Origin of the sequence: Crossiella cryophila, from assembly GCF_014204915.1 — a bacterium.
GTDB lineage: Bacteria > Actinomycetota > Actinomycetes > Mycobacteriales > Pseudonocardiaceae > Crossiella > Crossiella cryophila.
Genome location: NZ_JACHMH010000001.1, coordinates 8,651,080 through 8,673,035 on the forward strand (window position 1 = coordinate 8,651,080; position 21,956 = coordinate 8,673,035).

Below are 21,956 nucleotides of genomic sequence, written 5' to 3' on the forward strand. Positions count from 1 at the left end.
ATACCTGCAAGCGAAAGTTAGCAGGTGCCATCCCGAGTTGTCACCCAGAGAACCCGGCCATCTCAATGGGCGACCTCCGGCGGGGTTTCCACCGCCCCGGACCTACCGTGGTGGACAGCGAGCACATCCGAGGGGGGCCTTGGCAGTGACCGAGAATCGCATCGCCATGAGCGCGGACACCCTGGCCAGCACGGGCCAGGCGCTGGTCGACACCGCCGACGCCGGATCCGCGGCCACAGCGGCGCCCAGGACGGGGACGAGGCGGCCAACACCTCCTTCACCCTGGCCCAGGCACTGTCCCAGTGCGAGAACACCGTGGCAGGGACACCCTGGAGCTGAACGCCAGGACCTACGCCGAGGCCGAGCAGACCCAGATCAGCACCCACCAGTCCCGGCTCAGCACCCTGGCCGAGGCCCTGACCCGCGTCCCGCCGGTGCTCCGGGACGCGGGCGAGCACCTGACCCGCCTGCAGACCAGCCTGCGCACCGCGGGCTCGGTGGACGCCGAAGCCGCCGCGGCCCCGCGCCGCCTCACCCAGGTGAGACAGTGTTGGGACAGCCTGTCCATCGCCGACCGGGAAACCCTGCTGGCCTCAACGCCGATGGTCATGGCCGTGCCATCGTGGCAATGGGCAACCCCGACACCTCCACCAACGTGGCCACCCTGGTGCCCGGCACCGAGTCCAGACTCGCCGGTTCCCCGTCCACCGCGGTGATCAGGTGGGTGGGTTACGACGCACCGCAGAACATCCTCGAAGCCGGTGGCCAGCAGCACACCGCCAACGCCAAAGCGGACCTGGCCAGGTTCCAGGAGGGGTTACGCGCCAGCCACACCGCCAGCGTTGCCGCGCACGATGTCATCAAGGCCACCAACATCCCGCTGGGCACCGGCATCGGCCTGCCCACGGCGGATCCACACGGTCCGGACCCCACGCTCAAGGGCTTCGGCGGCAAGGTCTTCAGCTCGGATCCTGGCACGCCGGGCTGGTTGCCCGGTGGGCTGGGCGAGGCGGCGCACAGCGAGTACTGGCGCCGGAACAGCGCCTCGCTGACGAACATGGGAAAGATCATTGCGGGCAAGCCGGCCGACCGCGCGGAAACCCACACCCCCCAGGCCCTCGCGCGACTGCCGTCACAGGCCCGGCTGGAACGGGTCTCGGCCGCGATCGACAACCCCTGCGACGTCCCCTCGGACAACGGTCCGCGGGGCCGGGTCGAGGCGCGCAACACCTACCAGGTGCTCGGCCGCGACCCGGCGGAGTTCCCCCGCGCCTTCGACACCCACAAGAACTACTGGACCGCCGGCAACCACACCCTGCTCGAGGACAAACGGCCCACGAGCTGGTTCCGCTGGGTGCGCGACAACACGGACGCCTTCACCATCACCTTGCAGGCCAACGATCTCGGCGAGCTGTACCTCGGCTCGACCTCGCCGTGCGGCTGGCCGGACGGACAACCGCGGTAGCGGATCACCCCAGCCGCGACCAGAACCCGCAGTCATGCCGGGCAGCCAGGTCAAACAGCCCGGTATGACCGGCGCGCAAGGACATGGTCCGCCCCGGACCGTGCTGTGGCCAGCCGGGATCGCCGGTGCGCACGAACGCCGCCCAGTGGTCGATCATGCGCTGGGACAGCTCCTGCTGGGCCGGGGTGAGTGGTGGCTGCGGCCAGGACAGGTCCAGCAGGTACCGGAGTTCGGCGCTATGGGCCGCGCCGTAAGGGAAATCGCCGACCACGTGGCCGGTGGGTTCGGCGAACTCGAAGGTGTACACGGGTTCGCGGGCGGACTCGGCCACCGGGAGCTGGGTACAGGCGCCCAGCGCGCCGCCGTGGTCGGTGAGCAGGCGGGACAGGGCCAGGGCCGGAGTGGGCTGGGACTCGGGTGGGTACCGGCGGAGGATGGCGGGGCCGTCATCGCCGAAGAGGGTGGTGACGACGGCTGGATACTCGGCCGCGGTGAGGGTGCGGTGCTGGGCGGCGACGAACGGGGTCATCTCGTCGGCGGTGCCACCCAGCAGCAGCGGGACCCTGGCGAGGTGGGATTGGGTTGGCAGGGTTGGGGTTCCGGTGACCGGGAGCCAGGGACGGCCGTTGAAGTCGCGGCGCAGCAGGGAGACCTGGTCCTGGTGCAGGCCGACCAGGGCGGACAACGGGAGGTCGCGCAGGCAGGTGACGTCGGGGCAGCCGAGGGTGGTGGCGCTGGCCTTGGCACGGCGCTGGGCCTCGGTACGGGTGATCATGGGGTTGGCGCAGGGGGCACTGTGGATCGCGGCCTGGTGGAACAGGCCCCGCGAGGCGGGGGCGGACAGGTGGGCGCACACGCTGTAGCCGCCGGCGGACTGGCCCCACAGGGTCACCCGGCCCGGATCGCCACCGAACGCGGCGATGTTGGCGCGGACCCAGCGCAGGGCGGCCTGCTGGTCCTGGAGGCCGAGGTTGCCGGTGTCGGGGCCAAGGTCGGGGTGGGCCAGGAAGCCCAGGGCGCCCAGGCGGTAGTTGAGGGTGACCACCAGGAGGTTGCCCCGGGTGGCCAGGCGGGCCGGGTTGTACTGACTGCCCGCGCCGGTGGTGAAGCCGCCACCGGGGACGAAGACCAGGACCGGGAGTCTGTCTGTCCCTTGTGGACGGTGGAGGTCGAGGGAGAGGCAGTCCTCGGCGCCCTGGACCGTGCCGCCGGGGCCGGGCTGGGGGCAGATGGGGCCGGGTTGGGTGGCCTCGCGGATGCCGGGCCAGGGGTGCGGTGGGGTCGGGGGTGACCAGCGGGTGGCTCGGGCGTAGGGGATGCCTTGGTAGACGCGGAGATCGGGGGTAGCGCGGCCGCGGACCCAGCCGCCGGTGGTGCGGGCCAGGTCACCCGCGGCGGCAGGGGCGGTGAGGTTCATGGCGGCAGGATCGGTGGTGGAGGCTGGGCTTCCGGAGGCTGGGGATGCGGAGGCTGGGGATGCGGAGGCGGGATTATGGGCGGCTGTTGGGATTCCGGAAATCGTGGTCGCGGCGGCCGGGGCGCTGGGGATCCCGGTGGCGATCACGGGTGTGGCCAGCAGGGTGAGTGCCAGTGTGGCGAGGAGGGCTGCTTGTCGCATGCAGGCGACCCTGGCAGCGGACGGGCTGCCAGGGCGTCACCGCGGGACCGTATCCACCGCTACACGGATCGGCGTACTCAGCCGTAGAACCCCGCCACCGAGACCTCCCCCAGCGGCACCCAATCCGCGTCCGCCGGACCCGTGACCACCGCCCCGCGCAGTTCCACCGCCAGCGCCGGACGTTCGTCCACCGCCTGCACCAGCAGATACAGCGTGGCCAGCACATGCACGCAGTACGAGCTTCGAGCCCGGCAATCGCACTGCGCCACCAGGGATTCCGGTGCCGGGGCGATGTCGACGCCCGCCTGCCGCAGCGCGGTGGCCAGGGTGTCCGGGAGGTCGCCGGGGGCCGTGGGTGGGAGGTCGGCGAGCAGGGTGCTGACCAGGGTCAGGGATTCGGTTGGCCACTGGGGGACGGTGAGGTGGACCTGCTGTTCGCCCACGGTGGCGGTGAGCTGGCCGGGGATGACGGTCAGGTCGGCGAAGTTGTTGTCGCGGGAGAGTTTGCGGGCTTTGGGCAGCAACGAGTTGGGGCGGGTCACCCTGGTGGGTTCGGCGATGCGCAGCCAGGCGTGGCCCCAGGCGGTGACGCCGAATTCGGCGTTCATGGGCCGGTTCCTTCCAGGTTCAGGGCCAGTACGGCGTGCAGGTCCTCATCGGGCAGGTTGGCCAGGGCGGTCTCGGTGTCGCCGGAGACCACGTCGGCCAGGGCCCGCTTGCGGTCGTGCATGCGCGCGATGTGCTCCTCCACCGTGCCGCCGGTGACCAGGGTGTGCACGTTGAGCACCCGGTGCTGGCCGATGCGGTGCGCCCGGTCGGTGGCCTGCTCCTCCACCGCGGGGTTCCACCAGCGGTCGTAGTGCAGCACGTGCCCTGCCCTGGTCAGGTTGAGGCCGAAGCCGGCCGCGCGCAGGCTCAGCAGCAGGATCGGCGGGGCGTCGTCCTCATGCTGGAAGGCGTGCACGAGCTGGTCGCGGCGCTCGATGCTGAGCCCGCCGTGCAGGAACGGGATCCGCGGGCCGCCCAGGGTCTCGGTGAGGTGCCGGGAGAGCAGTTCGCCCATGGCGCGGTACTGGGTGAACACCAGCGCCCGGTCCTGGTCCTCGACGATCTCGGTGAGCATCTCGGTGGCGCGGTCGAACTTGCCGGAGCGGCCGGGCAGCGGGCCGTCCTGGCCGAGTCGCTGGGCCGGATGGTTGCAGATCTGCTTGAGCGCGGTGAGCAGGGCCAGGATCCGGCCGCGGCGTTCGATGCCGGAGCCGAGGCCGTGGCTGAACGCCTGGTCCAGCGCGTCCCGGTAGAGCCGGATCTGCTCCGCGGTGAGCGTGCAGGCCACCGTGGCGTACAGCTTGGGCGGCAGGTCGGTGGCGACCTCGGACTTGGTGCGGCGCAACAGGTGCGGGCCGATCAGCGTCTGCAACCGGTCCGCGGCGGCGGCCGAGCGGCGCTGCTGGATGGGCACGGTGAACCGCTGCTTGAACCGGCTCCTGGTGCCCAGCAGGCCCGGCCGGGTGAGGTTGAGGATCGACCACAGCTCGTCCAGGCGGTTCTCCACCGGGGTGCCGGTCAGCGCGATCCGCAGGTCCGCGGTGAGCCGGGCGGCGGCCTTGCTGGCCAGCGCGTCCGGGTTCTTGACCTGCTGCGCCTCGTCGAAGATCACCGTGTCCCAGCCGATCCCGGCCAGCTGCTCGACATCCCCGCGCAGCGCGCCGTAGCTGGTCACCACCACCGGGCCCGCCGCGAGATCGTCGAGGGAGCGCTGCGGTCCGTGATAGGGCCGCACCGGCAGGTCGGGGGCGAATCTGGCCAGCTCACGGCGCCAGTTGCCAACCAGCGAGGTGGGGCAGACCACCAGGTGCGGACCGGGCCGGGTGGCCAGCAGGCTGATCGCCTGCAGGGTCTTGCCCAGGCCCATCTCGTCGGCCAGGATGCCGCCGCCGGGCACCGAGCGCAGCCAGGCCACCCCGGCGACCTGGTACGGGCGCAGTTCGGCCCGCACCGCCGCCGCGCGCAGTTCGCCGCGGGTCCGGGCGGCCTGCCGGAACTGGCGCAGCAGGGTGGCGGCCGAGCTGATCGCGGTGCCCTCGGCGTTGGGCACCGCGTGCGCGGCCGGCGGCAGCGGGAGATCCGCGTCACCCGGTTCGAGGGCCGCCCGCCGCCAGGCCAGCGCGGACGGGCTCAGCTCTGCCCCAACGCGCAGCAGTGCGGGCAACGCCACCTCCAGCTCGACCAGCTGAACCGGGGTCGGCAACACGGTGAGCCTGCCCTGCACCGGCCGGGCCAGTCGGCACTGCGCCGATCGGCCCACCGGCAATCCGGCGGCCAGCAGCGCGGCGGCCGGGTCGGGCGGACCCCACCAGGCCAGCGCCCCCTCGGCGGGGATGAAGGTGGCCTGCAACGGGACGTGCGTGGTCGGCATGACCTCCCTTTCGGGCATGGGGGTAGCCGGGTGCGGAAACTCCGGGGCAATCGAGAGTACCCGCCGGATTCGTCCAGCGCTAATGGATTCAACGTTTGACAAAACCGAATCAGGGTGTCCCCGGAATCAATGCTTGACAAATCTCAGGGTTCTCATCCACAGGTCTGACCTGGTCAGGTTCTTGAAGATGACGGCACCCGCGGGCGCGCGTTGGTACGGTGGAAAACGTGATCGACTTCGAGAAGGCTTCCGTATTCAAGCTCTCCCCGTGTCGCCCCGAGGACATCGCCGGATCCGTCGCGCCGATCATCATCCAGGGTGAACAGATCATCGCCGCGTTCAAGACCGTGCGGGACTACGTGGTGTTCACCAACAAGCGGCTCATCGCGGTGAACGTGCAGGGCATGCTCGGCAAGAAGAAGGACTTCACCTCGCTGCCCTACAACAAGGTGCAGGCGTTCTCCATCGAGACCGCGGGCACCTTCGACCTGGACGCCGAACTGGAGCTGTGGTTCAGCGGACTCGGCAAGGTGCGGCTGGAGTTCCGCGGTGACTCCGACGTGCGCCACATCGGGCAACTCATCGCCCAGCACACCCTCTAGCCGAGCCGGGCCGCCCGAGCCAGCAGATAGCGCTGCTCGGGCAGGCTGTTGGTGCGGCGGGCGGCCAGGCGATACGCCTGCGCCGCCGCCGCGGGCTCCCCATCGCGTTCCAGCAGGTGCGCGCGCACCGCGTCCAGGCGGTGGTTGGCCCGCATCCGCTCGTCGGCGGCCAGCTCGTCCAGCAGGTCCAGGCCCGCCTTGGGTCCCTCGACCATGGCCAGTGCGATGGCCCGGTTCAGCGTGACCACCGGGTTGGGCGCGATGCGGTCCAGGATCCGGTACAGCACCAGGATCTGCGGCCAGTCGGTGTCCGCGGCGCAGGCGGCCTCGGCGTGCGTGGCCGCGATGGTGGCCTGGATCAGGTACGGGCCCAGTTCGCCGGTGCGCAGGGTCCGCCGGACCAGGTCGACGCCCTCGGTGAGCGCGACCCGGTCCCAGCGGGTGCGGTCCTGTTCGGTGAGCGGCACGAGCGCGCCGTCCGGGCCGGTGCGGGTCTCCCGGCGGGCGTCGGTGAGCAGCATCAGCGCGAGCAGCGCGGTCACCTCGCTGTCGGCCGGGGCCAGCCGGTGCACGAGCCGGGTCAGCCGGATCGCTTCCCCGGCCAGTTCGGCCCGCTGCAACTCCGGCCCGCTGGACGCCGTGTAGCCCTCGTTGAAGATCAGGTACAGCACGTGCAAGACCACCTGCAGCCGCTCGTCCCGCTCACTCGCGGGCGGCGGGCCGAAGGTGGATCCGGCGGACTTGATCCGCGCCTTGGCCCGGCTGATCCGCTGCGCCATGGTCGCCTCGGGCACCAGGAAGGCGCTGGCGATCTGCGCGGTGCTGAGCCCGCCGACCGCGCGCAGGGTCAGCGCGAGCTGGGACGGCGGGCTCAACTCCGGGTGGCAGCACAGGAACAGCAGGGTCAGCGAATCGTCCTGGGGCGGCGGCAGGTCCGGGGCCGCCTCCTCCGGGTCCAGCGCGAAGGCCTGTTCGCGACGGCGGCGGGCGGACTCACTGCGCCAGGCGTCGGTGAGCCGCCGGGTGGCCACGGTCAGCAGCCAGCCGCGCGGATGCTCCGGCAGCCCGCCGGCCCACTGCTGACTGGCCTCCAGCAAGGCTTCCTGCACGGCGTCCTCGCAGGCGTCGAACTGCCCGTGACGCCGGACGAGCACGCCGAGGACCTGCGGCGCGAGTTCGCGGATCAGGTCCTCGACGGCCGGGCCACTCACATCTCCAACTCCATGCCACCGGAGAACATCACCGTGCGGACCTCCACGCCCAGCCCCTCGACCCTGGTGTCCGGGATCAGCTTCGCCAGCTCGAGGGCGCGCTCCCGGTTCTCGCATTCGACCAGGTAGAAGCCGCCCATGAACTCCTTGGCCTCCAGGAACGGCCCGTCGGTGACCACCTGCTGACCGTCCTTGGCCCGCACCACCGCGCTGGCGGCGGGCTCGGCCAGGGCCTGGGTCAGGATCAGCTCACCGGATTTCTGGATGGTGCGGATGAACTCGCCGTGGCCCTCCCCGATCGCGGCGCGCTCCGCTTCGGTCAGCGCGTCCAGGATCGCCGGGTTCACGTTCATGATCAGCAAGAACTTCACGGCCTGCTCCTCGATGTCCGCGGCGCCTCGTCGGCACCGTACACACCCTGGTCGGAACGGGCAGGACGGTCTCGACACGCCCCCGAAACCAAGTCACTCTTTTTTTCGGGTTAGGATCGGACTAACGTTGTGTATACCGTATGCACGATGGGAGACGGGGCATGCCGATAGACACGAGCGAGCCTTCGATGGCCGACCGGGTGCGCTCGGTGGTGGACCGGCATCGCGGTGATCGCGGCGCGCTGCTGCCGATCCTGCACAGCCTGCAGGCCGAGTTCGGGTACGTGGATCAGGCGATGATCCCGGTGCTGGCCGCCGAACTGAACCTGTCCAGGGCCGAGGTGCACGGGGTGGTGACCTTCTACCACGACTTCCGCGCCGAACCGGCCGGTCGCACCGTGCTGAAGCTGTGCCGGGCCGAGGCCTGCCAGTCCGTCGGCGCGGAGGACCTGGTCGCCCACGCCGAAACCAGGCTGGGCAGCAAGATCGGCTCCACCACCGCGGACGGCCAGGTGACCCTGGAGCAGGTGTTCTGCCTCGGCAACTGCGCGCTGGGGCCCGCGGGTCAGGTCAATGGCCGCTTGTACGGACGGCTGGACGCGGCGAGACTCGATGGCATCCTCGATGCGGAGGCGGAACGCGCATGACGATCACTATCTATGTGCCCCGTGACTCCGCCGCCTGCTCGGTCGGCGCCGACGCGGTGGCGAGTGCGATCACGCGCGAAGCCGCGGCCAGTGGCGCCGATGTCCGCGTGGTGCGCAACGGATCCCGCGGCATGCTGTGGCTGGAGCCCCTGGTCGAGGTGGCCACCGAGGCCGGCCGGATCGGGTACGGGCCGGTGTCCGCGAGCGAGATCCCCGCGCTGATCGAGGCCGGCCTGTTCACCGGTGGCGCGCACGGGAAACGCCTCGGCCTGGTCGAGGAACTGCCCTGGATGGCCGATCAGCAGCGGCTCTGCTTCGCCAGGGTCGGCGTCACCGACCCGGTCTCCGCCGATGACTACCTGGCGCACGGCGGCATGGCCGGACTGCGCCGGGCACTGACCATGGACCCGGCCGAGGTGGTCAAGGAGGTCACCGACTCCGGCCTGCGCGGCCGTGGCGGCGCGGGCTTCCCGGCAGGCATCAAGTGGAACACCGTGCACAACACCCCCGGCGAGCTGAAGTTCGTGTGCTGCAACGCCGACGAGGGCGACTCGGGCACCTTCGCCGACCGGATGCTGATCGAGGGCGACCCGTTCTGCCTGATCGAGGGCATGGCCATCGCGGCCTACGCCACCGGGGCGAGCGAGGGGTACGTGTACCTGCGTTCGGAGTACCCGGACGCGGTGGCCACCCTGCGCCAGGCCATCGAGATCGCCTACGCCCGCGGCTGGCTTGGCCAGGACTACCTCGGCTCCGGGCAGCGCTTCGACCTGTTCGTGCGGGTCGGCGCGGGCGCCTACATCTGCGGCGAAGAGACCTCCATGCTGGAGAGCCTGGAGGGCAAACGCGGGATGGTGCGGTCGAAACCACCCATCCCGGCGATCACCGGCCTGTTCGGCAAGCCGACCGTGGTGAACAACGTGCTCACCCTGGCCTCGGTGCCCAGCATCCTGGCGCAGGGCGCGGCGGCCTACGCGGCGCTGGGCGTCGGCCGGTCCCTGGGCACCCAGGTCTTCCAGCTGGCCGGGAACATCAAGCACGGCGGGGTGTTCGAGACCGCCTTCGGCATGTCACTGGCCACCCTGGTCAACGACTACGGCGGCGGCACCCGGTCCGGGCGGCCGGTGCGCGCGGTGCAGGTCGGCGGACCGCTCGGCACCTACCTTCCCGCGTCCACAATGGACCTTCCTTTGGACTACGAGGCGTTCGCCGCGGCACAGGCGATGCTCGGTCACGGCGGCATCGTGGTCTTCGACGACACCGTGGACATGGCGTCCATGGCGCGCTTCGCCATGGAGTTCTGCGCCGAGGAGTCCTGCGGCAAATGCACCCCGTGCCGGGTGGGCTCGGTACGCGGGGTGGAGACGATCGACCGCATCGTCGCCGGGGTCGAACCAGAGGCCAACCTCGTGCTGCTGGGTGATCTGTGCGAGCTGATGACCGACGGCTCGCTGTGCGCCATGGGCGGGTTGACGCCGAACCCGGTCCTGTCCGCACTGCGGCACTTCCCGGAGGACTTCACCGCCCGTCACGAGGGGACGGCACCATGACCCTGTTCAAGGAACACGACCTCGGCACCCCGGCCAAGCCGGGTGAGGCCACCGTGTCCATCGAGGTGGACGGCATGCCGGTGCGGGTGCCCGAGGGCACCTCGGTGATGCGCGCCGCCGCCGAGACCGGCATCGACATCCCCAAGCTGTGCGCCACCGACTCACTGGAGGCATTCGGTTCCTGCCGGCTGTGCCTGGTCGAGATCGACGGCCGCCGCGGCACCCCGGCCTCCTGCACCACCCCGGTCGCCGAGGGCATGAAGGTCAGCACCCAGTCGCCCAAACTGGAGAAGCTGCGCCAGGGCGTGATGGAGCTGTACATCTCCGACCACCCGCTGGACTGCCTGACCTGTTCGGCCAACGGCGACTGCGAACTGCAGGACATGTCCGGCGTGGTCGGCCTGCGCCAGGTGCGCTACGGCTACGAGGGCGAGAACCACCTCGGGCTGCTCAAGGACGATTCCAACCCGTACTTCGACTTCACCCCTTCCAAGTGCATCGCCTGCTCCCGCTGTGTGCGGGCCTGCGGCGAGGTGCAGGGCACCTTCGCGCTGACCATCGAGGGCCGTGGCTTCGACTCCAAGGTCTCCGCGGGCGCGGGCGAGTTGTTCATGGACTCCGAATGCGTGTCCTGCGGCGCCTGCGTGCAGGCGTGCCCGACCGCGACGCTGCAGGAGAAGTCGGTCATCGAACTGGGCATGCCCACCCGCAGCGTGATCACCACCTGCGCGTACTGCGGGGTCGGCTGCTCGTTCAAGGCCGAACTGCGCGGCACCGAACTGGTGCGGATGGTGCCGTACAAGGACGGCGGCGCGAACGAGGGTCACTCCTGCGTCAAGGGGCGCTTCGCCTTCGGCTACGCCACCCACCCGGACCGGCAGATGAACCCGATGGTGCGGGACAGCATCGACGAGCCGTGGCGGGTGGTCGACTGGGAGACCGCGATCACCACCGTGGCCGACCGGATGCGGGAGATCCAGGCCGTGCACGGGCCGGGCGCCATCGGCGGCATCACCTCCTCCCGGTGCACCAACGAGGAGGTCTACGCGGTCCAGAAGATGGTCCGCGCCGCCTTCGGCAACAACAACGTGGACACCTGCGCCAGGGTCTGCCACTCCCCCACCGGCTACGGGCTCAAGCAGACCTTCGGCACCAGCGCGGGCACCCAGGACTTCAAGTCGGTGGCGCAGGCCGATGTGATCGTGGTGATCGGGGCCAACCCGACCGACGGCCACCCGGTGTTCGCCTCCCGGATGAAGAGGCGGCTGCGCGAGGGCGCCAAGCTGGTGGTGATCGACCCGCGCCGGATCGACCTGGTCCGCTCACCACACGTCGAGGCACAGCACCACCTCCAGCTCAAGCCCGGCGCGAACGTGGCCGTGGTCAACGCGATGGCGCACGTGATCGTCACCGAGGGCCTGGTCGACCAGTCCTTTGTGGACGAACGCTGCGAGGGCTTCGACGAGTGGGCGAGTTTCATCGCCCGCCAGGAAAACAGCCCCGAGGCCAGCGAGGCGGTCAGCGGGGTGCCCGCGGCCGATCTCCGTGCGGCGGCCCGGTTGTACGCCACCGGCGGCAACGCGGCCATCTACTACGGCCTCGGCGTCACCGAGCACAGCCAGGGCTCCACCATGGTGATGGGCATGGCGAACCTGGCCATGGCCACCGGCAACATCGGCCGCGACGGCGTTGGCGTGAACCCGTTGCGCGGGCAGAACAACGTGCAGGGCTCCTGCGACATGGGCTCCTTCCCGCACGAACTGCCCGGCTACCGGCACGTCTCCGACGACGCCGTGCGCGAGGTGTTCGAAACCCTGTGGCAGCGGCCGATCCTGGCCGAACCGGGCCTGCGCATCCCCAACATGTTCGACGCCGCCATCGACGGCACCTTCCGCGCGCTGTTCGTGCACGGCGAGGACATCGCCCAGTCCGACCCCAACACCAAGCACGTCTTCAGCGCGTTGCGGGCGATGGACCTGGTGGTGGTGCAGGACCTGTTCCTCAACGAGACCGCCAAGTTCGCGCACGTGTTCCTGCCCGGCACCTCCTTCCTGGAGAAGGACGGCACGTTCACCAACGCCGAACGCCGGATCAACCGGGTCCGCCCGGTGATGGCGCCCAAGACCGGCAAGCACGAATGGCAGATCGTCGCCGAGATCGCCCAGGCCATGGGCTATCCGATGTCCTGGAACAACACCAGCGAGATCATGGACGAGATCGCCTCGGTCACCCCGACCTTCGCCGGGGTCTCCTTCGAGCGGCTGGACAAGCTGGGCAGCATCCAGTGGCCCTGCAACGACAACGCGCCCGAGGGCACGCCGATCATGCACGTGGACGGGTTCGTCCGCGGCAAGGGCCACTTCGTGCCGACCACCTTCGTGCCCACCGAGGAACGCAGCACCCGCAAGTTCCCGCTGATCCTCACCACCGGCCGGATCCTGAGCCAGTACAACGTGGGCGCGCAGACCCGGCGCACCAAGAACGTGGCCTGGCACCCGGAGGACCTCCTGGAAATCCACCCGCACGACGCCGAGGTGCGCGGCATCTCCGACGGCGATCTGGTGTCGCTGTCCAGCCGCGTCGGCGAGACCGAACTGCGCGCGGTGCTGTCCGACCGGATGCCGGTCGGGGTCGTCTACACCACCTTCCACCACCCGGTCACCGGGGCGAACGTGGTCACCACGGAGAACTCCGACTGGGCGACCAACTGCCCCGAGTACAAGGTCACCGCGGTCCAGGTCGGACTGCGCCGCACGGTCGCCCCGTCCCAGGCCGCGGCACCGGCCGAAGCACTGGTGGAGTAACGCATGTCGACCACGTCCCAGTCACCCCAGGTGCGGCTGATCAACGAGATCGCGCTGCAGTTCGAGGGCCAGCCGGTCACCAGGGCCGCGACCCAGATCGCCGAACACATCCGCGCCTTCTGGGACCCGCGCATGCGCGCGAACCTGGACCAGCAGCTCCGCACCAACCCCGAGGCGCTGTCCCCACTGGCCCGCTCCGCGGCCAAGCTACTGCACGGCTGAGCCCCCACGCGCCCGTCCGGTTCGCCGGGCGGGCGCGATGGGTTAGGCTGGCCGCGTGACCTGTCCTGTGTTCGCCGCCGTCGTTCGCTGACGCCGCTCCGTTCTCGGAGCCCCTCAGTCGAACCAGCGGAACAGGACCATGGACACGGGTTTCTTCAGCGACGGCCGGATCTGGCTGTCCACACGGGATCAACCGCGACCTCAGCACGTTCGCGAAGTAGACAATCGGATATCGGCCGCTGAGGCGCTGAGCCTGTGCCGGGACGGGATTTCCCCGCACTGGCAAGGAGATTGGGCCGGGCTGCGGCAGCTGTTGCGTGCGATGGATCGACGGATGCCCTGGCGCGGTGGGGATTTCGGGCGTTGGCGGCAGCATCAGGCGTGGCGCTCGGCAGTGCTCGGGCGGGTGCTGGTGACGCTGGATGGCGGGTTGACGCTGGCCGGGGCGCCGGAGGTGCGGGCGGCGTGCGCTCAGGTCTATGGGGAGATCGGCGGGGTGGCGTTGGTGTCGGCTCGCGAGTTGTTCGGGGTGCTGGGGGCGTACGAGTGGCGGCGGACGGGGGTTTTCGTGCCTGGGTTGGGCGCGCGTATCCATCCGCACTATGGGGTGTTCCCGCCTACCCGGCATGAGTATGTGGATCTGGTGGCGGAGGCTTCGGCTGGGTTGGCGGGTGGGCTGGCTTTTGATGTGGGGACTGGGACGGGGGTGTTGGCTGCGGTGCTGGCGGGGCGGGGGTTGCGGGTGGTGGCGACTGATGTTGATCCGCGGGCGGTGGAGTGTGCGCGGGACAACGTTGCGCGGCTTGGGTTGGGGGCGCGGGTTGAGGTGCGGGTGGCGGATCTTTTTCCGGCTGGGCGGGCGGATGTGGTGGTGTGCAATCCGCCTTGGCTGCCGGGGCGGGTTCGGGGTGGGTTGGATCGGGGGGTGTTTGATCCGGGTGGGCGGATGCTGGGGGCGTTTCTGGATCGGTTGGCTCGGCATTTGGTGCCGGGTGGGGAGGGGTGGTTGGTGATGTCGGATTTGGCGGAGTTGTTGGGGTTGCGGGAGGTTGGGGCGTTGGGGGCGGCTGTGGAGGGGAGCGGGTTGCGGGTGGTGGGGAGTCGGGCTACTCGGGCTCGGCATCGGCGGGGTGGGGATGGTCCGTTGGGGGTGGCTCGGGCTGCCGAGGTGATCACGTTGTGGCGGTTGGCTGTTCGCTGACCACGCTCGGCGGGGTGGCTGTTGTGGGGCAAGAGCGAAGATCAAGAGCGTCCTCGCCGGACGGGCAGAAATCAAAGGATGGGGGGAGAAGATCAAAGGCACAGAGCAGTGCTCGTACGGTTCCCCATCCCCGTCAGCCCTCCGATACCAAACCACATCCCGGGCAAGCGGCCAGTCGCGTTTGTGTTGCGGTGGCGGCGGTTTGTGTTGCGGGCCGCTTGCCCGGGATGCGGTGTGTCCTCTCCAGGCTGACGGGGATGGGGAACCGCTCGGGAGGTGTTTGAAAAGCCACCCCGTCTGCTCGTGTTCGGGCTCCGCCCGGTCGCGGCGAGTCGGAACCGCCTAGCCGCATCGTTCCCGGGCTACGCCCGCCTGCCCCCAACGCTCCCCGCTCCGGGCTCCGCCCGCCCACAACGGCCAACGTGCCGTACAACAACGGCCAACACACCGTACGACAACGGCCAACACGCCGGTGGGGTGAACCCCTCGTCGGTGTGTTGGCCGTTGTGGACGGTGTGTTGGCCGGAATGGACGGTGTGTTGGCCGTTATGGGACACCGTTTTGGCCGTTGTCGTACACCGAGTGCCGAGCGCCAATCCCGTTCCCAGCCACGACACAGCCTCTGCCCCTGCCCCAGTCCCGATCTCGGTCCCGGTCTCGGTCCCGGTCCCGGTCTCGATCTCGGTCCCGTCCCGGTCTCGGCCCCAACGCCAGCGCCGATCCATTCCCCGGCCCAGGCCCAAGTCCCAGCCCCGACCCCAGTCTCGATCCCGTGCTAGGCCCCGACCCTGACCCAGCCCCGATCCCGCGCCGGGTGCCAGTCCCGACCCAGCCCGGCCCGGTCCACCCCACCCCGCGTGTTGGCCGTTCTCGTACGTCACGTTGGCCGTTCTCGTACCGAGTGTTGGCCGTTCCGGGACACCGCCCGCAGGCAACCGGGCAACCACCGGCTCAACAGCCGGGCCAACCCGGCGTACAACAACGGCCAACCTGCCGTCCCACAACGGCCAACACGCGCGGAGGGGTTCAACGCTCCCGGTGTGTTGGCCGTTGTTGTACGTCAGGTTGGCCGTTGTGGGGCGGGGTTAGCGGGTGCAGTGGTAGCTGGTGGCTTGGTTGGGGTCGCCCTTGCCGTCGTAGTGGGAGGTTTGGGGGTAGCGGCAGAGGTTGCGGGTGATGGGGGTGCCGGTGGGGGATTGGGTGGCGGCGGGGAGGGTTTCGGGGGCCTTGCCCTGTTCGACCCACTTGGTCAGGGCGCCTAGGGGGTCGACCGGGGCTGGGCCGGTGCCGCCGCCGCAGTGGTCTACGCCGGGGGCGAGGAAGACTCGGTAGAAGTCGTCGACGCGGGCTGCGCCGCCCATGCGGTGTTCGACCCGGTCTCGGTAGTCGGTGGTGCCCTGGGCGAAGATGATGGGGTCGGTCCAGCCGTGCCAGGTGATCATTTTGCCGCCTGCTCGGCGGAAGGCGGACAGGTCGGGGTTGTCGGTGCCGATGAAGCGGTCGAGTTTGGCGGGGGACTTGGCCGCGATGCGGTTGAAGTCGCGGTAGGTCACCGTGTCCAGGGTGAAGTCGGGGTTCTCCTCGACGAAGTAGCGGACCCAGTTGTCGGCGATGGGGTTGGGCACGCCGACGCGTTTGCCGCTGGGGCCGGGCTGGGTGTCGGCCACCACGCTGAACGGGGCGCTCTTGGGCAGGGCGGACCAGGATGGGTGGCCGGCCCAGATCTTGCGGACCACCTCGGCGGTTGCCCGGCTGATGGTGATCTCCTTGCCCTCGCACTGGATCTTCTGGCCGATCAGCGCGGCGGGGTCGTACCTACAGCGCAGCGGCTGTTCGAGGACGCCGTCGGCCACGCCGTCCAGGGTGTCGCAGGCCTTGATCGCGGCCTGCTGGAATGCCTCGAACTCGCAGTTGGTCGGCAGCACCTTCTCCTGCCGCATCACCACCTGCCCCCACAGGTCGGCGACCAGGAACCGGGGCATGCTGATCGCGGGCGCGGCGGCCAGGATGCCGTCGTAGTCACCCGGGTAGCGCTGGGCGTTCATCAGGCCCTGGCGGCCGCCGGTGGAGCAGCCGTTCCAGTAGGCGTAGCCGGCCGGGCGGCCGTAGTGCGCGGCGGTGACCGCCTTGCCGACCACGGCCATGTCGTGCAGGGACCGGGAGGAGAAGTTGGTCAGCAGCTCCTCGTTGACCTTGCCGTCCGGGCCGAGCGCCCAGGAGGCCGGGCTTAGGCCGTCGTCGCCGACCCCGCCGTTGGTGGTGGCCGCGGCGTAACCGTCCCGCAGTGCCATGGCCAGGCCGAAGTCGAAGTTGCCCATCGAGTAGCCACCGCCGCCGACACCCTGGAAGCGGCCGTTCCAGCCCGCGCGCGGCAGCCAGGCCGCCACGAGCACGTTGTCGTTCACCCCGGGGTGGGTGAGCGTCACCTTGATCTCGCACAGCGCCGGGTAGGCGATCGGCGGGAACCACGGACTCTCGATCACCCCGGCCGGTTTGGCCTGCGCGGTCACCGACAGCACTCGGGCGCCGGGCACGTTCGGGGCAGCGGGTGGGGCGCACTCCGCCGAGGTGGCGGCGGGCGCGGCGGAGGCGGGGACGGGGACGGTGGGCAGGAGCAGAGCGGTGAGCGCGAGCAGCGGCACGGCGAGACGCCGGAGCCGGTTGACCGGACTGGTGGACATGGGCCGAACCTAGCGGCAGGCCCCGACAGCCACGACCGAGTTCCGGCCGGCGCCGCCGGACGGCCCGCAGGGCGCCGTCCGACGGCTCGGCTGGATCAGGAATCGCAGTGGCCGCAAGCACCGGCCACCACGGTCACCGGCTCAGCTGGCGAGTCGGCCGCGGTGGTGACCAGACCGGCCGCCAACACACCCGACAACGCCAGCGAAACTAGCAACACGCGCTTCATGAAAATCACTCTCCGAAACGTGAATCCGTTATTTACCGCGGAGTCCGCAATTCAGCAGGCGCCGCACTCCGCCAGCACCGTCGCCCCACAGCCGCCCTCGCAGCCATCGGACGTCGAGCCACCGTCCACACTCATGCTCACCTGCGCACTCAGTGCCGAGGCAAGCCCCGAACCAAGCCCGCCCAGCGCGGCAAGAGCGACGACGGCCATCATCAGTCGTTTCATGAATCAGCCCCTGATCAATCAGGGAACGCCCGCCCTCGCAAGCGTTCCATCCTGACGTGACGGACGCTGAACCTAAACCACGAAACACGGAAAGAAAAGAGCCAAGGCAAACCGGTAGGGATGTTTACCGGACGTCAGCGAAGTTGAACAGTTAACTAGTCGCGTCAGGTTTCCATCCAGGTTTCGCCAATCCCGGCCGCGCAGGATTCCCCCTGCCGCACCCACGCCGCGCGAACCGATCGGGCGAAACCATGTCGCACACCCTGCACGCACCACCCGTTCAATCCGACACCCTGGTCAACCGTTGCCAGAACCGCGAGGAGGACGCCTGGACCGAACTGGTTCAGCGGTACGGCCCGTTGGTACGCATGATCGCCTCCTCCTTCGGCCTGCGCCGGGCCGATGTGGAGGACATCGCCCAGCAGACCTGGATCCGGGTCTACGAGGGCATCCGCTCGGTGCGGGAGCCGGACCGGGTGCGGGCCTGGATCGTCACGGTGACCCGGCGGGAGGCGTTGCGGCACCTCAACCGGCGGACCAACGGCGAGCTGCCCATCGGCGACCAGCAGTACTTCGACATGGCCGACGAGCAGCCCTGCCCAGAGCAGCACGTGCTGCTGGGCGCGGAGCTGGACGCGGCACTGGCCGCGGTGGCCAAGCTGCCGGAGGCCCAGCGCAGGCTGCTGATCCTGCTCTTCGGCGCGCAGGCGGTCAGCTACGACGAGATCAGCGCGCGGCTGGGCATCCCGCGCGGGTCGATCGGGCCGACCAGGGCCCGGCTGCTCAGGCAGCTCCAGTACGCCCTCGACGGCTGGCGGTCATGAGTTCGGGGGCGGGCAGGTCCAGTTCGCGGTAGGTCTCCTCGGCCCGCCGCCGGTGTTCGGCGGCGGTGTCCGGGACCTCGTGCACCGCGCCGAGCCCGTGGTGGGCGTGCGCCAGCTCGTGCCGGTTGCGCGCCTCGCCGCTGCGGTGCAGGGCCTGCTCGAACCAGATCCGCGCGTTGGGCGCGTCGCCGAGCAGCCAGTGCAGGTCGCCGAGGTGGTTGAGGGTCATGCACTCGCTGAACAGGTTGCCGGTGTCGCGCTGCAACTCCAGGCCCTGCAACAGGTTCTGCGCGGCCTCGGGCAGCTGGCCGGTCCACAGCAGCACCTCGCCGAGGTAGCCGAGCGCCGCGCCCTCCCCTGACGGGCAGCCGATCTCCCGGTACACGCCCAGCGCCTGTTCCAGGAGTTCGGTGGCCTCGCCGGGTTTGCCGACCCGGAGCAGGGCCTGGCCGAGGTTGCTCAGCGCGTTGGCCTGGTGCCTGCGGTACCCGGTCTCCCGGTGCACGGCCAGTGCCCCGCGCAGGTGGTCCAGTGCCTCGGGATAGCGGCCGACCCGCAGGTAGGTGTGGCCGAGGTTGTTCAGCGCGCCGCCGATGCCCAGCCGGGATCCGGTGGCGCGGTTGACATCCAGCGCGGCGGAGAAGTGCTCGATGGCCTGCGGGTAGCGGCTGGTGCGCAGGAACAGGTAGCCGAGGTTGATCAGCGAGATGCCCTCGCCGACCCGGTAGCCGCCGCGCCGGTAGAGCCGCAGCGCGGACTCCAGGCGTTGTTCGGCCTTGTCGTAGCGGCTGGTGTGCAGGAAGACGTTGGCCAGGTCGTTCTCGGCCTCGCCCTGGCCGATCAGGTCCTCGATCTCGCGGTAGATCTCCAGTGCCTGGGTGAGGCTGGCGATGGCCTCCGGGTAACGCCCGGTGGGTTCGTAGATGCCGCCGAAGCGGCGCAGCGCGGTGGCCTCGCCGCGGCGGAAACCGGCCGCGCGGAACAGGCCCAGTGCCTGTTTGAGGTTGTCCACGGCCTCCCGGTAGCGGCCCAGCCGCAGGCAGGCCGCGGCCAGCCCGACCCGGCTGCACGCCTGGGCGTGCCGGTCGCCGAGTTCCCGGCTGGCCTCGACCGCGCCGTGCATCAGGCGCAGCGGGGAGTGCCCGCGCATGTCGAAGTAGGCGTCCAGGGTGTGCGGCAGCTGCCAGGCAGGCTGGTGCCAGCCGTCCTCCTGGGCCTGGGTGGCGGCCGCGGCCAGGTTCGGGTACTCGGCGTCCTGCCAGGCCAGCGCCTGTTCCGGGGTGCTCAGCCAGGACCGCGGCGCCGGCGCCTCGGGCAGCCAGACCAGGTTGGGGTCCAGCATGGTCGCGGCCGCGCCGCTGGCGGCCACGTAGTGGTCGAACATCCTGCCCAGCGCGGCGCGGCGGCCGGGTTCGGCCTCCTCCTCGTGCGCGGCCCTGCGGGCGTAGTGCCGGAGCAGGTCGTGGAACTGGTAGCGGCCGGGGGTGGGCTGCTGGACCAGGTGCACGTCGACGAGTTCCTCCAGCAGGTCCTCGGTCTCGGGCACCGGCAAGTCGGCAAGGGCGGCGGCCACGTGCACGTCGAAGTCGGGTCCGGGCACCAGTCCGAGCAACCGGAACAGCCGGGCCTGGGCGGGGGCGAGTTGCCGGTAGGACAGGGTGAACGCGGTGCCGACACACCGGTCCCCGGCGGCCAGTTCGGTCAGCCGGCGACGCTGGTCGCGCAGCCGGGTGGCCAGGTGCGCGGCGGTCCAGGCCGGCCGGGCGCGCAGCCGGGCCGCGGCGATGCGCAGCGCGAGGGGCTGGCGGCCGCAGAGTTCGACCACCTCGGCCACGGCGGTGGCCTCGGCGGTGGCAGGCGGGTGGTCCACGGTGCGGGTGAACAGGTCGACGGCGGCGGTGTGCGGCAGCACGTCCAGGGACAGCGTTTGCGCGGTGTCCAGATCGGTCAGCCGCCGTCTGCTGGTGACCAGGGTCAGGCACCCGGCGGTGCCGGGCAGCAGCGGGCGGACCTGGGCGGCGCTGGCGGCGTTGTCCAGCACCAGCAGCGCGCGTTTGTCGGCGAGTTCGGCCCGCCACAGCGCGGAGCGGGCGTCCAGGCGTTCCGGGATCTTCTCCCCCGCGACGCCGATCGCGCGCAGCAGGGTGTCCAGCGCGGCGGCCGGGTCGGTGGGTTCGTGGCCCGCGGTGTGCGCGTGCAGGTCGATGAACAGCGAGCCGTCCGGGAAGTGTTCGGCCAGCCGGTGCGCGGCGTGCACGGCCAGGGTGGTCTTGCCGACCCCGGCCATCCCGTCGATGGCGGTGATCACCAGCGCGGTGCCGCCCGGCCGGTCGGTGTCGGGCAGGGTGGCCAGCAGGCGGCGCATCTCCTCCTGCCTGCCGGTGAAGTCGACGATGTCGGCCTGCAGGTCGTTGCGCCGGGTGCTGGTGCGGCCCGCGCCGGGTCGCTCGGCCGGGCGGGCGGTGCCGCAGTCGGCCTCGCCGTGCAGGATCCGCTCGTACAGCTCCCCTATCTCCGGACCTGGGCTCACCCCGAGTTCCTCGGCCAGCGCGGTGCGCAGGTCCTGGTGCACCCGCAGCGCCTCGGCCGGGCGGCCGGACTGGCAGAGCGCGCGCATGAGCAGGGCGTGCAGCCGCTCGCGCAGCGGGTTGGCCGCCACCAGCGCGCTCAGCTCGGCGACCAGGTCGCTGCCGCAGTCCGCGCCCCTGACCAGCACGCAGTCGGCGAGTTCCTCCTGGGTGGCCAGCCGGTACTCGGTCAGCCGGGCGATCTCGGCGTCCAGGATCGGGGTGGCCGCCACCCCGGCGAACGGGTTGCCCCGCCACAGCGCGAGCGCCTCCCGGTAGCGCCCGGCGCAGGTCTCCAGGTCGCCGAGGCGGCGGGCCACCCTGGCCTGTTCCACCAGCGCCTCGAACCGGTGCAGGTCCAGCTCACCGGGCTGCAGACTCAGCTGGTAGCCCGGTGAGCGGCGTAGTAGCCAGGCGGGACCGCCCTTGCGCTGGCCCAGCGCACAGCGCAGCCGGGAGATGTAGGCGTAGATCTCCGCCTTGGTGTCCACCGTGGTGCCGTGCGGCCACAGCTCCTCGGCGATCCGGTCGATGCTGACGATGGCGCCCGCGTTGGCGAGCAGGATGCCGAGCACGGTCCGCGCCCTCGGCGTCCCCAGCGGCAGCGCCTGGCCGTCGAGCACGGCTTCCAGCGGCCCCAGTACCCGAAACTCCACTGCCCGTCCCCACACACTTCACCGGCGGCTGTGACCCCCTTGTCGCGGAGGCTCAGTGAATGGTTACTCCGAAAGTGCGAAACACCGAATTACCCCAGACATCATTGCTGGAATGTCTCGTTCAGGAATTCGTGATTCGCCGGGCCGGCCGAGCGGACATTCCGGACAGGAATCGGCTTCGCGGTCACCCGGCCAGTGCCGGCTCCGGCACGTGCAGCAGCATCCGCATCCGGGTGGTGAACGCGGCCTCCGGCCCGCCGTCGATCTCCCCGGTGACGCCGAGCTGCAGATCGGTGAAGCCGAGCGGACGTTCGGTGGCCGCCAGCAGCTCGAACACCGCGCGCACCCGGGCGCCGACCGGCACCGGCCGGTGGAACCGCAGCCGGTCCATGCCCTTGTTGATCACCAGGTCGACGCCGTCGACGTGGATGGTCTCCATCAGCTGGGCGGGCAGCAGGGACACGGTGAGGAAGCCGTGCGCGATGGGTCCGCCGAACATGCCTTCACTGGCCCGTTCGGGGTGCAGGTGGATCCACTGCCGGTCCTCGGTGACCTCGGCGAAGTCGGCGATCCGTTGCGCGGACACGGTGTGCCAGGCGCTCACGCCGAGCCGCTGGCCGACCGCCGCGCGTAATTCGGTGGCACTGCTGAAGATGCGCATCCGCC

Annotated in this window: 19 protein-coding genes; 9 read left to right on the plus strand and 10 right to left on the minus strand. The window is 70.5% G+C overall.

From position 1 onward, the window contains the following. The first annotated feature begins 302 nt into the window (after positions 1-302). Positions 303-716, plus strand: a complete 414-nt coding sequence (locus tag HNR67_RS37150; protein ID WP_185007725.1) for a hypothetical protein — start codon at positions 303-305, stop codon at positions 714-716. Further along, positions 629-1,465, plus strand: coding sequence for an alpha/beta hydrolase (locus tag HNR67_RS37155; protein WP_185007727.1), 837 nt, complete (start codon positions 629-631; stop codon positions 1,463-1,465). Before HNR67_RS37150 ends, HNR67_RS37155 begins: the two co-directional genes overlap by 88 nt. 4 nt (positions 1,466-1,469) lie before the next feature. Here HNR67_RS37155 and HNR67_RS37160 read toward each other — a convergent pair whose 3' ends face one another. The 3 genes from HNR67_RS37160 to HNR67_RS37170 all read right to left on the minus strand — a co-directional run bounded on the left by HNR67_RS37160 (position 1,470) and on the right by HNR67_RS37170 (position 5,502). After that, positions 1,470-2,882 (minus strand): carboxylesterase/lipase family protein, encoded by a 1,413-nt coding sequence (locus tag HNR67_RS37160; RefSeq protein ID WP_185007729.1) that lies wholly within the window; start codon positions 2,880-2,882, stop codon positions 1,470-1,472. A gap of 278 nt (positions 2,883-3,160) precedes the next feature. Then, positions 3,161-3,691: a hypothetical protein gene (locus HNR67_RS37165; RefSeq protein ID WP_185007731.1), complete on the minus strand. Its 531-nt coding sequence runs from the start codon at positions 3,689-3,691 to the stop codon at positions 3,161-3,163. Then, the gene (locus HNR67_RS37170; RefSeq protein ID WP_185007733.1) at positions 3,688-5,502 is read right to left on the minus strand and encodes a DEAD/DEAH box helicase; all 1,815 of its coding nucleotides are present in this window, start codon (positions 5,500-5,502) and stop codon (positions 3,688-3,690) included. The genes HNR67_RS37165 and HNR67_RS37170 overlap by 4 nt, the downstream gene beginning before the upstream one ends. A gap of 227 nt (positions 5,503-5,729) precedes the next feature. On the opposite strand from HNR67_RS37170, the gene HNR67_RS37175 reads away from it, so the two are divergent. Next, positions 5,730-6,104 carry a PH domain-containing protein gene (locus tag HNR67_RS37175; RefSeq protein ID WP_185007736.1) on the plus strand — a complete coding sequence of 125 codons (375 nt, stop codon included), beginning with the start codon at positions 5,730-5,732 and terminating at the stop codon, positions 6,102-6,104. On the opposite strand, the gene HNR67_RS37180 is transcribed toward HNR67_RS37175, so the two are convergent. Beyond that, on the minus strand, positions 6,101-7,315 hold the full coding sequence (locus HNR67_RS37180) for an RNA polymerase sigma factor (protein ID WP_185011820.1): 1,215 nt from the start codon (positions 7,313-7,315) through the stop codon (positions 6,101-6,103). The genes HNR67_RS37175 and HNR67_RS37180 overlap by 4 nt on opposite strands. Beyond that, complete coding sequence (locus tag HNR67_RS37185; protein ID WP_185007738.1) at positions 7,312-7,686, minus strand: YciI family protein; 375 nt, start codon at positions 7,684-7,686, stop codon at positions 7,312-7,314. The genes HNR67_RS37180 and HNR67_RS37185 overlap by 4 nt, the downstream gene beginning before the upstream one ends. 161 nt (positions 7,687-7,847) lie before the next feature. Here HNR67_RS37185 and HNR67_RS37190 point away from each other — a divergent pair, with 161 nt between their 5' ends. The 5 genes from HNR67_RS37190 (at position 7,848) to HNR67_RS37210 (ending at position 14,110) form a co-directional block, all read left to right on the plus strand. Then, the gene (locus HNR67_RS37190) at positions 7,848-8,333 is read left to right on the plus strand and encodes a formate dehydrogenase subunit gamma (RefSeq protein ID WP_185007740.1); all 486 of its coding nucleotides are present in this window, start codon (positions 7,848-7,850) and stop codon (positions 8,331-8,333) included. Beyond that, the gene (locus tag HNR67_RS37195; RefSeq protein ID WP_185007742.1) at positions 8,330-9,883 is read left to right on the plus strand and encodes a formate dehydrogenase beta subunit; all 1,554 of its coding nucleotides are present in this window, start codon (positions 8,330-8,332) and stop codon (positions 9,881-9,883) included. The genes HNR67_RS37190 and HNR67_RS37195 overlap by 4 nt, the downstream gene beginning before the upstream one ends. Continuing rightward, the gene (gene fdhF, locus HNR67_RS37200) at positions 9,880-12,687 is read left to right on the plus strand and encodes a formate dehydrogenase subunit alpha (protein WP_185007744.1); all 2,808 of its coding nucleotides are present in this window, start codon (positions 9,880-9,882) and stop codon (positions 12,685-12,687) included. The genes HNR67_RS37195 and fdhF overlap by 4 nt, the downstream gene beginning before the upstream one ends. Before the next feature lie 3 nt (positions 12,688-12,690). Beyond that, positions 12,691-12,909: a formate dehydrogenase subunit delta gene (locus HNR67_RS37205; RefSeq protein ID WP_185007746.1), complete on the plus strand. Its 219-nt coding sequence runs from the start codon at positions 12,691-12,693 to the stop codon at positions 12,907-12,909. A 334-nt stretch (positions 12,910-13,243) separates the two neighbouring features. Then, on the plus strand, positions 13,244-14,110 hold the full coding sequence (locus HNR67_RS37210) for a methyltransferase (RefSeq protein ID WP_246493883.1): 867 nt from the start codon (positions 13,244-13,246) through the stop codon (positions 14,108-14,110). A 1,085-nt stretch (positions 14,111-15,195) separates the two neighbouring features. On the opposite strand, the gene HNR67_RS37215 is transcribed toward HNR67_RS37210, so the two are convergent. The 3 genes from HNR67_RS37215 to HNR67_RS37220 form a co-directional block, all read right to left on the minus strand. Next, positions 15,196-16,791, minus strand: coding sequence for a tannase/feruloyl esterase family alpha/beta hydrolase (locus HNR67_RS37215; RefSeq protein WP_185007750.1), 1,596 nt, complete (start codon positions 16,789-16,791; stop codon positions 15,196-15,198). 95 nt (positions 16,792-16,886) lie between these two features. After that, on the minus strand, positions 16,887-17,018 hold the full coding sequence (locus HNR67_RS46000; RefSeq protein ID WP_281403274.1) for a hypothetical protein: 132 nt from the start codon (positions 17,016-17,018) through the stop codon (positions 16,887-16,889). A 51-nt stretch (positions 17,019-17,069) separates the two neighbouring features. Beyond that, positions 17,070-17,243, minus strand: a complete 174-nt coding sequence (locus HNR67_RS37220) for a hypothetical protein (RefSeq protein ID WP_185007752.1) — start codon at positions 17,241-17,243, stop codon at positions 17,070-17,072. Positions 17,244-17,494: 251 nt separating this feature from the next. Between HNR67_RS37220 and HNR67_RS37225 the strand changes: the two genes are divergently transcribed. After that, entirely contained in the window at positions 17,495-18,067 is a 573-nt protein-coding gene (locus tag HNR67_RS37225; protein ID WP_185007754.1) for an RNA polymerase sigma factor, read from the plus strand. On the opposite strand, the gene HNR67_RS37230 is transcribed toward HNR67_RS37225, so the two are convergent. Together HNR67_RS37230 and HNR67_RS37235 are read right to left on the minus strand one after the other, a co-directional pair. Beyond that, positions 18,027-21,290 carry an AfsR/SARP family transcriptional regulator gene (locus HNR67_RS37230; RefSeq protein WP_185007756.1) on the minus strand — a complete coding sequence of 1,088 codons (3,264 nt, stop codon included), beginning with the start codon at positions 21,288-21,290 and terminating at the stop codon, positions 18,027-18,029. The genes HNR67_RS37225 and HNR67_RS37230 overlap by 41 nt on opposite strands. 184 nt (positions 21,291-21,474) lie before the next feature. Further along, on the minus strand, positions 21,475-21,951 hold the full coding sequence (locus tag HNR67_RS37235) for a MaoC family dehydratase (protein WP_185007758.1): 477 nt from the start codon (positions 21,949-21,951) through the stop codon (positions 21,475-21,477). Between the last annotated feature and the right edge of the window lie 5 nt (positions 21,952-21,956).